The following is an 11,794-nucleotide window of genomic DNA, read 5'->3' on the forward strand; positions in this document are numbered from 1 at the left end:
GCGGGCATCATGCAAAAGCAAGCCATTTTCCAGTCGAAGCTATTGCCGTACGCGCTGGTTGCACCGCAGCTCGCGATCGTCCTGATTTTCTTCTACTGGCCGGCCTTGCAGGCGGTGATCCAGTCCTTCCTGCTCCAGGACGCCTTCGGCCTGTCGATCAGCTTCGTCTGGTTCGACAACTATCTCGAGCTGTTCAAGGAACGCGCCTATTTCGAGGCGATCCTGCGCACCTTCTTCTTCTCGTTCGCGATCGCAATATCGTCGCTGTCGTTTGCGCTGCTGCTCGCCGTGATGGCGGACAAGCCGCTGCGCGGCTCGATGCTCTACCGCACGCTGCTGATCTGGCCCTATGCGGTGGCGCCGCCGGTCGTCGGCGTGCTCTGGATCTTCATGCTGCATCCCTCGCTCGGCGTGCTCTCGCGGTACTTGCGCGCCCTCGGCGTCGACTGGAATCCGCTGCTCGACGGCGACCAGGCCGCAATGCTGATCATCCTCGCCGCCGCCTGGAAGCAGATCTCCTACAACTTCCTGTTCTTCCTCGCCGGCCTGCAGAGCATCCCGAAAAGCGTGCTCGAGGCAGCCGCGATCGACGGCGCGCGCCCGATGCGCCGATTCTGGACCGTGACCTTCCCGCTGCTGTCGCCGACCATCTTCTTCCTCCTGGTCGTCAACATCGTCTACGCCTTCTTCGACACCTTCGGCATCATCGACACCATGACCCGCGGCGGTCCGGGCAAGTCGACGGAAACGCTGGTCTACAAGGTCTATTCCGACGGCCTGCTCGGCGGCAATCTCGGCAGCTCGGCGGCGCAATCGGTGATCCTGATGATCATGGTGATCGTGCTGACGGGGATTCAGTTCCGCTTCGTCGAACGCAAGGTGACCTACTGATGGTCGAGGAAGAAGGCTTTCGGCGGTACGTCGCGCACATCATCCTCTGGATCGGGATCGCGATCGTCGCCTTCCCCGTCTACATCGCGATCGTCGCCTCGACCCAGGACAACGCGCTGATCGCGAACGGGCAGATGTCGCTGCTGCCCGGCGGCCACTTCTTCGAGACTTACTATCAGACCATCTTCGTCGGCACGAGCGGATCGACCCGCGAGCCGGTCGGCAACATGATGCTGAACTCGCTGATAACGGCGCTGCTGATCGCCGTCGGCAAGATCGCGATCTCGATCATCTCGGCCTATGCGATCGTATATTTCCGCTTTCCGTTCCGGATGCCGATCTTCTGGCTCATCTTCATCACGCTGATGCTGCCGGTCGAGGTGCGCATCTATCCGACCTACAAGATCGTCGCCGATCTGCACATGCTGGACAGCTATGCCGGCCTGTCGCTGCCGCTGATCGCATCCGCCACCGCGACGCTCTTGTTCCGACAGTTCTTCATGACCGTGCCGGACGAACTGCTGGAGGCGTCACGCATCGACGGCGCCGGTCCCTTCCGCTTCTTCTGGGATACGCTGCTGCCGCTGTCGCGCACCAACATGGCGGCGCTGTTCGTGATCCTGTTCATCCTCGGCTGGAATCAATATCTCTGGCCGCTGCTGATCACCACGCGCGATGACATGCAGACGATCCAGATCGGCATCCGCAAGATGATCACCACCAGCGACGCACTGACCGAATGGCCGCTCGTGATGGCAACCGCCGTGCTGGCCATGTTACCGCCGGTCTTTGTTGTCGTCGTGATGCAGAAATTGTTCGTGCGCGGACTGGTCGAGACGGAAAAGTAAGAAGTGAGTTTTCATGGCTAACGTCACCCTGCGTAATGTCCGCAAGACCTACACCGGCGGCTTCGAGGCCATCAAAGGCGTCGACGTCGATGTCGCCGACGGGCAGTTCTGCGTGCTGGTCGGTCCTTCCGGCTGCGGCAAGTCCACGCTGCTGCGCATGGTCGCGGGACTCGAAACGGTCACCGGCGGCGAGATCGACATCGGTGGCCGCGTCGTCAACCAGATCGAGCCCGCCGATCGCGACATCGCGATGGTGTTCCAGAACTACGCGCTCTATCCGCATATGAGCGTCTACAACAACATGGCCTATGGCCTGCGCAATCGCGGCATGGCGGAGGCCGAGATCAAGACCCGCGTCGAGGAAGCCGCGCGCGTGCTCGAGCTCTCCGCCATGCTGGAGCGCAAGCCGCGCCAGCTCTCCGGCGGCCAGCGCCAGCGCGTCGCCATGGGCCGCGCCATCGTGCGCCAGCCGAAAGTGTTTCTGTTCGACGAGCCGCTCTCCAATCTCGATGCCAAGCTGCGCATCGCGATGCGCGTCGAGATCCGCAAATTGCAGCGCCGGCTCAATGTCACCTCGATCTACGTCACCCACGACCAGCTCGAAGCGATGACGCTGGCCGACATTCTCGTCGTGATGAATGGCGGCCAGGTCGAGCAGGTCGGCAATCCGCTGGCGATCTACGAAAAGCCGGCGACGACCTTCGTCGCCTCCTTCATCGGCGCGCCGCCGATGAATCTGATGTCGACACGGCCAGAGGAGATCCGGTCGCAGCTCGCCGGCAGCGCGGCGGCAGACGCCGGCATTCTCGGCATCCGCCCGGAAGACTTCGTCATCACCGATCAGACGCCGGCCGGCGGCGTCTCGCTGCCGCTCACCGTGGAGGCGATCGAGCGGGTCGGCGCCGAAACCTTCGTCTACGGCTCGCGGGCTCAGGAGGACCAACGCGTCGCCGCCACGCCCGGCGAGCTGCCACCCGGCGAGGTCATCGTCCGCATTCCCGGCACCGAAGCCCCCGTTATCGGCGCGAAAATCCGCGTCGCGGCGGCGCGGGCTAAGCTGCATTTGTTCAGCGGTGACGGGCGGAAGCGGATCGAGGCCTGACGGGTTCCGGGAGGCGCTCGATCAAAAAGTGCGAAAACAACCCCATGCACAGTAGAAGGGGCTTTGTTTTCGTTAGGCTAATTTGCCCGCAACTTCGTCATGGCCGGGACAAGCCGGGCATGACGATCCAGAAACCATCTGGCAGTGCAATGCCCTATCCACAGCCCCGGCTACGTCCTTGAACCCACACGGGGATATGCCCATATTGCTGACCAAGGGGTGCCTTGACGGGCCCTGAAACACCAAAGTCGCTTCTGCGAGGACTTTGTAAACTATGTCTCGTGTTCCAACGCTCTCCAGTCCCTTCCTGCTGGGCTTCGACGAGATCGAGCGCGTGCTCGACCGCGTCGTCAAAGGCGCCGACGGTTACCCTCCCTACAATATCGAGAGGTGCGACCGCGCGGACGGCCAGCCCGAGCGTTTGCGCATCACGCTGGCGGTTGCCGGATTCACGCGCGACCAACTCGATGTAACCATTGAGGAAAACCAGCTCGTGATCCGCGGGCGGCAGCAGGACGACAAGACCCGGCAATACATCCATCGCGGCATCGCCGCGCGCCACTTCCAGCGCACCTTCGTGCTGGCGGAGGGGATGCTGGTGCTGGGGGCGGATCTGAAGAACGGGCTGTTGTCGATCGATCTGGCCCGGCCTGAACCGGAGAGGATCGTTAAGACAATCGCTATCAATGAGCACGAATAATGGAGCGAGTAGCGGACTCGACCGCTTAGTGTTCCAGAGGAGTCGAGACCATGAGTGAAGGTCACGTTGCGTTCGAATACGAAGCCAAGAACGTCTCTCCGGAGACGCTGGCGACCCTGGGCGAAGGCCATATCGCCTATGTGAAGCAGATCCGCTCCGAGGACGTGCCGGACCTGTTCCCCGAGGCACCCAAGATTGCACCGGGCCTCAAGCTGTTCGCGCTCCACGCCGCCGACGGCACGCCGATCATGTTGACCGACAGCCGCGAAGCCGCAATCGCCAACGCCTGGAGCAACGAGCTGCAAGCGGTGAGCGTGCACTGAGCACGCGCATTCGAATAGAGTTTCAAACGGGCATGCCTTCACATGAAGGCGTGCCTGTTTTCATTCGGAACGAAGAAGCTTCCTATCGTCATTGCAATGACGGCGTGCGTGACGATGGCGCGCGTCTCTCCCATGTCCCGGACGCGCTGCAACGCTCTTGGCGTTGCGGCGCAGAGCCGGGACCCAGGAAGCCACGACACGTGCTGCGGCATGGGCCCCGGCTCTGCAGCGCACCGCACCGGACGATGCTTCGCATCGCCGGGGGCGCTGCGCTGCGTCCGGGGCACGATCGCATCGTCCGCGAGCTTAACCTGCTCTCCGATCCGTCGTCGGATGGGCTTCACGCCGGCGCCGCAGAGTTCAGGTCGCACCCCCGCTTCAACGCACCGCCGGGATCAGCGCCCGCATGATGTCTGGCTTCCAGGTTTGGCGCGCGCTGTCGAAGGCAGCGAAATCATGGTCGAACTGCCAGTAGGCCCATGCCCAGCCAAGCCGCTCCGCACTTCGCGCTACGAACGATAGATATCTCGTCCGAGCTTCGGCTGGAGCACGCTCGTACACTCCGAACTCGCCGAGATAGATCGGGCGCTTTTCCCGCTCGGACCAAATACGCACCTTCTCGAAATCGGCGAAAGCCTTCCGTTCGTCCTCCGGGCTGCCCCAATCAAGTGGCCCTACTCGCGAAAACGTTTGGGACCACGGCGCCCCCTGATGGGTGAAACGGATCGGCGCGTAATAGTGAAACGTCACGATGAGGTTTCTGTCATCTGATGGCAGGGCGAGTGCCTCGATCGGCATGTCATCGACGTTGAGAAAGGCAGCAATGACCGTCCGCCGCGGGTTGGTGGTGCGAATGATGCCGAGACACTCGTTCAGAAGCGCGTTCCAGATGGTGGACGTCATCTGCCCGCCCGGCTCATTGAGGACCTCGAAGACAAGCCTCGGATATTTTCCGGCATAGCGCTCGGCGATTTGCGTCCAGAACGCTTTCAGCTTCTCGGCGCACTCGGAGACGTCGCGCTGACAAACATGGGTGTCGTGCTCGTCCAGGATGGGGATGAGATTTCGGGCGAGCACCTCCTCGATCACGGCATCAAGCCGCCTCAAGACGACTTCGTCCAGCGAATTCCCCGAGTTCATGAACTTGAAGCCGAAGAAATTGATCCGCACGTGCGAGAACCCGGCGCGCCCGATCGCGGTGAGGTTGTCGAGACGAAATGGCGCGTTCCGGCCGCCCTCCCAGATGCCGTCATAGCCAAGGATGTTGATGCCGCGCCCCAATTTTGGCGGAGCGGGCGCGGTGCCTTGCCCGGCTGCCCCGGCGTGGCAGCAGATCCCGAGCACGGATATTGCCAAGGCGAGACCTAGAGTTACCAACCAGCGGGCGCAGATGGCATTCATCCTTGCCTGCCCATCATTGCTGCAGGGGTTGCTGGGGTACCGGCCTGCATACCGCGAAGAAGAATGCGACGAGCAGCACCGACGTGAACATCGTCGAGCGAAGGAACATCGTCTCCGTGAAATTCGATTGAAAGCTCAGGACGACGAATCCGATGATGAGCGCGCAGTGGCAACGATTGATCGAGCGAGTGGCGATCAAATACAGGACCTTCTCCGAGAACAGATAGACGCTCGCAACGAACAGCACGTATCCCAGAAATCCGGCTTCAATCGCCACCGCGACGTAACCACTATGATAATTGTCGAGCACCCAGCCATGGTTCTGGTTGAAATAGTCGTAAATCGAAGGCCGCGTCCAGAATCCGTTGATGCCAAAGCCCAGCAGCGGCGCATCGTTGAAGTGGCTGATGGCGTACTGCCAAATGAAGGTCCGCTCGGTGAAATCGATGGTCGATTCGCCGATATGGATGGAATCGTACCCCGTCACATAGAAATACAGCATCAGCAGGGCGGCCAGGATGCACATGATGAACGGCAGCACCGCGTAGACTCTCATGCAGCGGACCGACCAAATCGAGGTCACGAGCAGTCCGCCCGCGGCAAGCGCAACGGCACCGGCACCACGAGATCCCGAGGCGATGACGCAGATCGATGCCAGGAGAAAGGTCGAGAGAAAAGCGATCCACCCCTGGCCCGTCATCTTCTGATAGCAGGCAAAGAACATCAGATATGCGCTGATGAAGCCGAGCGTCTGCTTCGATTCATATATTCCTTGCCACTGGCCATTGTGCATCCAGCTCTGGTCTACGCCGATCTCGGGCACGAAGACCGCACACAGGGCCGAGGCGGCGACCAGTATGAAGAGCCCCAGCGCGGTCGATCCGACGATCTCGTCGATGCCGATACGCGTGATGAGGCAGTATGCACCGAAGGTCGTCACCACAAGTGCCGCGCTCTTCATGATCGCAGCGGTGGCGAGGCTGGTCCAGAGAACGGAAACGGCGGCGAGAGCATAGAATGCGACCAGCGCGATGAGATCGGGATTGGGCTGCACTCTCACGCGCGGACGTACGAAGGCACTGGCGTAGATCAGGATGATCCACATCAAGAGCGCGATGGCCTGCTGCACATAGCTCCACTCTGCGGGGAGCAACGCGGGGTGGAAAACGCCCATCGACGCGATCACGTTGACGGTGATCGAGATGCGGATCACGTTTTTGGCAAGCGTTTCCACGCCGATGCCGGGCGCTTTCCAGATCGCGCTGTCGTATACCTCGGAATCCGCTACGGTGTGCAGGCTGGCCATGAGCCGACCTTCCGAAAGCACGGTTAATATTTCCCTTAGGTTGCATCGCGACTGCCTTCGCGCAGTCCGCGTTCCCGGGGCTGGAGGTCTTATCGATGCAAATCTCGCGAGCCGCGGCTCGCAGGCATTAGCTTTGCTCGTGAATCACTTCGAGCAAAGGTGCAGTCACCGAGCAATATCGACGATTGGCTCTAGGCCGCAGTCGCGGGCGGCAGCGCCAGCACCGAATAGATCGCCTGCGCATCGCGCGAGGCGCGAAGCTTCTTGGCGATGTCCTGATCGCGCAACAGGCGGGCGATGCGGGCGAGCGCCTTGAGGTGATCGGCGCCGGCGCCTTCGGGCGCGAGCAGCAGGAAGACGAGATCGACCGGCTGGCCGTCCATCGCCTCGAAATCGATCGGGCGATCGAGCCGCGCGAACAGGCCAAAGATCTTTTCCAGCTTGGGCAGCTTGCCGTGGGGAATGGCGACGCCATAGCCGACCGCGGTGGTGCCGAGCTTCTCCCGCTGCAGCAGCACCTCGAACACCGAGCGCTCGTTCTGCCCGGTCAGCTCGGCGGCCTTGGCCGCCAGCTCCTGCAGGGCCTGCTTCTTGCTGTTGACCTTCAATGCCGGGAGAATCGCCTCGGGTGCGACCAGATCGGTAATCGGCATGGAGGGTTTCCGAGGTGAATTAAACCGTCAGGTTCCGAATTGGCCAGCTTGATAGACCAAGCTGAGCCGGCGTCAATAACATGAAGCAGGAGGCGGACTTAGCCCCGGTCCAGATGTGGGGGGCTTCTACTCCAACGCAATCCCGGTGCCAACTCCCGCATGCGGCTTTGCCCCCGTCATTGTTAAGGGCCGGGATGGTACGGGCCCGGGTCCCGGACCTAACCGTCCGACTGGCCGTCCACATTCGCCCCCGGCGGGTCAATCCAGCCCACATTGCCGTCCGCCCGGCGGTAAATGATGTTCACCCGGCCCGAGGAGCCGTGCTGGAAGACCAGGCAAGGCGCCCCGCTCAGGTCGAGTTCCATGACGGCCTCGCTGACCGACAGCGACTTGAGCGAGGTGGTTTGCTCCGCGATGATGACGGGGCTGTAGCCGGAGACCTCGTCCTCGCCCTCGGGCGCCTCGAGCACATAGCTCGTGGCATTGAGCGCGGCCATCGCCTCGGTGGCGGCATGGGCCTTGCGGGCGGAGCGGTCCTTGAGCCGGTTTTTATAGCGACGCAGCCGCTTCTCGATCATCAGCAGTGCCTGGTCGGCGCTGGCATAGGCATCCGGCGCGTTCGAATCGGCCTCCAGCGTAATTCCCGAATCGAGATGCAGGGCGCAATCGGTGCGAAAGCCGAAGCCGTCCTTGCTCAGCGTGATATGGCCGGAATAGTTGCCGTCGAAATACTTGCGCAGCACCTCGTCGGTGCGGTCGGCAACGCGACCGCGCAGGGCCTCGCCCACGCTGATGCTCTTTCCCGAGATTCTGAGAGTCATGTGATGCCTCGCTTGGTTGGTGCCCAGCTTGGATCGGTCTCGATGGGAAATCGAGAGTAGCGCGATTTCGCTCCAGCGCAATCAGGCCGGCTCGGGGTTGCGGGAGCGATCGGACAAGGCGGTGGAGAGGACGTTACCAAGAGCACTCTGCTTGTCGCGGCGGCGTTGCACCGAGGAGGGTATGCGCATGGCTTCGCGGTACTTCGCGACCGTGCGGCGGGCAATATCAATGCCCGAGGCGCGCAAGCGTTCCACGATGGTGTCATCCGACAGGATCGCGGAGGGCTCCTCCGAATCGATCAGCTGCTTGATGTGGTGACGCACGGCTTCCGCCGAATGCGCCTCGCCGCCGTCGGCCGAGGCGATCGAGGCCGTGAAGAAATATTTCAGCTCGAACGTGCCGCGGTTGGTCGCCATATATTTGTTGGCGGTGACGCGCGACACCGTGGATTCATGCATCTGGATGGCATCGGCGACGGCCTTCAGATTGAGCGGCCGCAGGTGCGCGACGCCATGGGTGAAGAAGCCGTCCTGCTGGCGCACGATCTCGGTTGCAACCTTCAGGATGGTGCGGGCGCGCTGGTCGAGCGCGCGCACGAGCCAGGTCGCGTTCTGCAGCGCGTCGGTGAAATACGATTTGTCGCCGTCTTTGCCGATCTTCTTCGACAGCTCGGAATAGTAGGTCTGATTGACCAGCACGCGCGGCAAGGTGTCGCTATTGAGCTCGACATGCCAGCCGCCGTCGGGGCCCGGACGGACATAGACATCAGGCACCATGGTCTGCAGGCGCGCCGAGCCGAACTTCATGCCCGGCTTGGGATTGAGGCGGCGGATCTCGCCGATCATGTCGGCGATGTCCTCGTCGTCGACGCCGCAGATCTTGCGCAAGGCAACGATGTCGCGCTTGGCCAGCAGATCGAGATGCTCGACCAGGGCCTGCATCGCGGGGTCGTAGCGGTCGAGCTCGCGCAGCTGGATCGCCAGGCATTCACTCAGGGACCGCGCGCAGACGCCGGGCGGGTCGAATTTTTGCAGCACGGCAAGGACGTCCTCGACCTCCCGCTGCGATGCGCCAAGACGCTCGGCGGCCTGGCCGAGATCGGGCGGCAGATAGCCGGCCTCGTCGACGAGATCGATCAGGTACTGGCCGATCATGCGCTGGGCGGGTGCGGTGAAGGCGACCGAGAGCTGCTCGGCGAGATGATCCGACAACGTTGTCTCGGCCGCGACGAAAGCTTCGAGATTGTAGTCTTCGTCACCCGAGGCGCCGCCGCCCCATTCGGTATAGGTGGTCGGCACGGCATCCTGGGCGTTGCGCGCCGCGGCCTCGGCCGGCTCCTCGGAGAAGACGTTGTCGAGGCCGGTGTCCAGGGTCTGCTCGATCTCGGCGCGGGTGCCGAGATCCTTGCTCATCCATTCTTCCTGGCCCGGCTCGAAGGCCTCGCCGCTGCCGCCGAAGCCGTCGTCGCCAAGACTGTCGCCTTGACCACCGGACTCGTCGCCATCGCCGTACTGGCCGGCCTCGCCCGCGGGGGCCTCGTCATTGGCCCGCTCCAGGAGGGGGTTACGCTCAAGCTCCTCTTCCACGAAGGTGGTGAGATCGAGATTGGACAATTGCAGCAGCTTGATCGCCTGCATCAGCTGCGGCGTCATGACCAGCGACTGCGATTGCCGGAACTCTAATCTCTGCGTGAGCGCCATGAAGCAAGAACCGTTCCCAAAATTTGGTCCGATTTTTGCTTATCCTAGTCCGAGCCCGATGTACACGCCTTGACGGATTGGAAAAAAGGGCTAGAGGCGGAACTCCTCGCCAAGGTAAAGGCGGCGCACGTCCGGATCAGCAACGATCTCATCCGGGGTTCCCTCGGTCAAGATTTCCCCGGCATAGACGATGTAGGCGCGATCGGTGAGACCGAGCGTCTCGCGCACATTGTGGTCGGTGATGAGCACGCCGATGCCGCGATTGGTGAGATGGCGGACGAGATCCTGGATGTCGCCGACCGCGATCGGGTCGATGCCGGCGAAGGGCTCGTCGAGCAGCATGTAGTTCGGCCGCGTCGCCAGCGCGCGCGCGATCTCGACGCGGCGGCGCTCGCCGCCCGATAGCGCGATCGACGGCGATTTGCGCAGGCGCGTGATGTTGAACTCGTCGAGCAACGAATCGAGCTGCTGCTCGCGCTTCTTGCGCGAGGGCTCGACCACCTCGAGCACGGCGCGGATGTTCTGCTCGACGGTGAGGCCGCGGAAGATCGAGGCTTCCTGCGGTAGGTAGCCGATGCCGAGCCGCGCGCGCTGATACATCGGCAGCTTCGTCACATCATGGCCATCGAGCTCGATCGCGCCGCGGTCGGCCTTGATCAGGCCGGTGATCATGTAGAACACGGTGGTCTTGCCGGCGCCGTTCGGGCCGAGCAGGCCAACCGCTTCGCCGCGGCGCACATAAATGCTGACGCCGCGCACCACCTGGCGGCTGCCGAAGGCTTTTTCCACATTATGCACAGCCAGGAAGCCGGGCCGCTTCAGCAGCTGCGGCCCGCCCGCGCCGTTGGATTTGCCGGCGGCCCTGACCGGGTGGACCGGCTGCGGACGCGGCGGCTCGACTTGATAGTCGGCCTGGTAGTCAGGCTGATAGTTCCCTTGGAACTGGTCGGGCGCACGCAGCGGCTGCTCCCGGGTGATCGGCGGCGCGTCTCTGACAGGACTGGCCACGAGGCCTCCGACGCTGTCACCGAGCGCGGTGATGTCCTGACGCGCAAATCCAGGCCGGCCACGTTTGGCGGGGCGCCGACGGAACATGCTGAAGAGATCGACCATCCCCGTCTTCTAGCCTTGCGCGTTTCTTGCGCGAAAATTCGCGCGATCTGCCGCGCCAGCCAGACCGATTCGCTGACGCAGCATGAGTGAAGGGATGTCTCATGCCCAGTGAAACACGCCCGAAAAGCGGCGAACCCCGCTTCGAAAGCCCTGCGCGCTAGATACAGTCTCGCCGCGCAGGCTTCAACCTCGGATCGGGAGTACCCGAGACAAGCGATTGAATTTACTTTTGTTTACTTGCGCCGGGCAGCTGCAAGGGCGGCGCCGCGCCGGGTTTGCCGCCCTGACCGCAATCATTGCTGCCGCCCTGCGGCATCAGGACCTGGACTCCCCGGCCGCTGTCGGATTCCACGCGCGACACGCCGGTGGTCATATCGACGGTGAGGCGGTCGCCGCGCATGACGTTCTTGCACTGCGTCAGGACCACCTGGCCCGAGCCGCCGAGCATGGTGATGAGATTGGTCCGGGTGTCGAAGATAGCGGTCTCGCCTGTTACCACCTGGTCCTTCTGGGTGACCACGACATTGCCGCGCGCCTCCAGCCGCTTGATCGAGGAGCTGCCGCTCGGCCCTGGCGTCGCCGACTGCATCGGCGCCGATTTCGTACCCTTCGCAGGCGCGGGCTGCGGCGTGGCCGGCTTGTCGCCGCCCGATTCGTAAAACACCACCAGCGTCTTCGAAGTCATGATGGTGTCGCCCTGCACGACCTTTACATTGCCGGCGAAGGTCGCCTCCTTTTTCTTGTCGCGCATCTCGAGCGACGCAGCCTCGATCTGGATCGGCTGATCGCGGTTCTGCGTAAAGCCCTGCATCGCGTTGGGCACGCCTTGCATCGCGCCCTGCGCGACGGCGGCACCCGTGACGAGCAGCGCGAGGCCGACGGCGAGCGCGGCGTTGCCGACAACAGCGTTGCGCGAAAAACAGTTCATCATGAAA

The 11,794-nt window shown here is 62.7% G+C and carries 12 protein-coding genes; 5 read left to right on the top strand and 7 right to left on the bottom strand.

What is annotated here, in order from left to right; genetic code table 11:
• Positions 1–9: 9 nt before the first annotated feature.
• The 5 genes from ugpA to P6U29_RS00510 all read left to right on the top strand — a co-directional run bounded on the left by ugpA (position 10) and on the right by P6U29_RS00510 (position 3,864).
• Entirely contained in the window at positions 10–891 is an 882-nt protein-coding gene (gene ugpA / locus P6U29_RS00490) for a sn-glycerol-3-phosphate ABC transporter permease UgpA (RefSeq protein ID WP_407115840.1), read from the top strand.
• Complete coding sequence (gene ugpE, locus P6U29_RS00495; protein WP_407115841.1) at positions 891–1,739, top strand: sn-glycerol-3-phosphate ABC transporter permease UgpE; 849 nt, start codon at positions 891–893, stop codon at positions 1,737–1,739. Before ugpA ends, ugpE begins: the two co-directional genes overlap by 1 nt.
• 13 nt (positions 1,740–1,752) lie before the next feature.
• Positions 1,753–2,841 carry a sn-glycerol-3-phosphate import ATP-binding protein UgpC gene (locus tag P6U29_RS00500; protein WP_407115842.1) on the top strand — a complete coding sequence of 363 codons (1,089 nt, stop codon included), beginning with the start codon at positions 1,753–1,755 and terminating at the stop codon, positions 2,839–2,841.
• A gap of 274 nt (positions 2,842–3,115) precedes the next feature.
• Positions 3,116–3,541, top strand: a complete 426-nt coding sequence (locus tag P6U29_RS00505; RefSeq protein ID WP_407115843.1) for an Hsp20 family protein — start codon at positions 3,116–3,118, stop codon at positions 3,539–3,541.
• A gap of 50 nt (positions 3,542–3,591) precedes the next feature.
• Positions 3,592–3,864, top strand: coding sequence for a DUF1150 domain-containing protein (locus P6U29_RS00510; RefSeq protein ID WP_035704148.1), 273 nt, complete (start codon positions 3,592–3,594; stop codon positions 3,862–3,864).
• Positions 3,865–4,242: 378 nt separating this feature from the next.
• Here P6U29_RS00510 and P6U29_RS00515 read toward each other — a convergent pair whose 3' ends face one another.
• The 7 genes from P6U29_RS00515 to P6U29_RS00545 all read right to left on the bottom strand — a co-directional run bounded on the left by P6U29_RS00515 (position 4,243) and on the right by P6U29_RS00545 (position 11,790).
• Positions 4,243–5,265 carry a glycoside hydrolase family 5 protein gene (locus P6U29_RS00515; RefSeq protein WP_407115844.1) on the bottom strand — a complete coding sequence of 341 codons (1,023 nt, stop codon included), beginning with the start codon at positions 5,263–5,265 and terminating at the stop codon, positions 4,243–4,245.
• A 13-nt stretch (positions 5,266–5,278) separates the two neighbouring features.
• Complete coding sequence (locus tag P6U29_RS00520; RefSeq protein ID WP_407115845.1) at positions 5,279–6,571, bottom strand: O-antigen ligase family protein; 1,293 nt, start codon at positions 6,569–6,571, stop codon at positions 5,279–5,281.
• 191 nt (positions 6,572–6,762) lie between these two features.
• Complete coding sequence (gene ptsN / locus P6U29_RS00525) at positions 6,763–7,224, bottom strand: PTS IIA-like nitrogen regulatory protein PtsN (protein WP_008141251.1); 462 nt, start codon at positions 7,222–7,224, stop codon at positions 6,763–6,765.
• Between the two features lie 218 nt (positions 7,225–7,442).
• Positions 7,443–8,045, bottom strand: coding sequence for a ribosome hibernation-promoting factor, HPF/YfiA family (gene hpf / locus P6U29_RS00530; protein ID WP_027576904.1), 603 nt, complete (start codon positions 8,043–8,045; stop codon positions 7,443–7,445).
• An 81-nt stretch (positions 8,046–8,126) separates the two neighbouring features.
• On the bottom strand, positions 8,127–9,746 hold the full coding sequence (gene rpoN, locus P6U29_RS00535) for an RNA polymerase factor sigma-54 (protein ID WP_407115846.1): 1,620 nt from the start codon (positions 9,744–9,746) through the stop codon (positions 8,127–8,129).
• Positions 9,747–9,836: 90 nt separating this feature from the next.
• A complete protein-coding gene (gene lptB, locus P6U29_RS00540; RefSeq protein WP_407115847.1) occupies positions 9,837–10,859 on the bottom strand; it encodes an LPS export ABC transporter ATP-binding protein in 1,023 nt (340 codons plus the stop codon).
• A gap of 223 nt (positions 10,860–11,082) precedes the next feature.
• Positions 11,083–11,790, bottom strand: coding sequence for an LptA/OstA family protein (locus P6U29_RS00545; protein ID WP_407115848.1), 708 nt, complete (start codon positions 11,788–11,790; stop codon positions 11,083–11,085).
• Positions 11,791–11,794 lie beyond the last annotated feature (4 nt).

The organism is Bradyrhizobium sp. LMG 9283 (assembly GCF_045571415.1).
Lineage (GTDB): Bacteria > Pseudomonadota > Alphaproteobacteria > Rhizobiales > Xanthobacteraceae > Bradyrhizobium.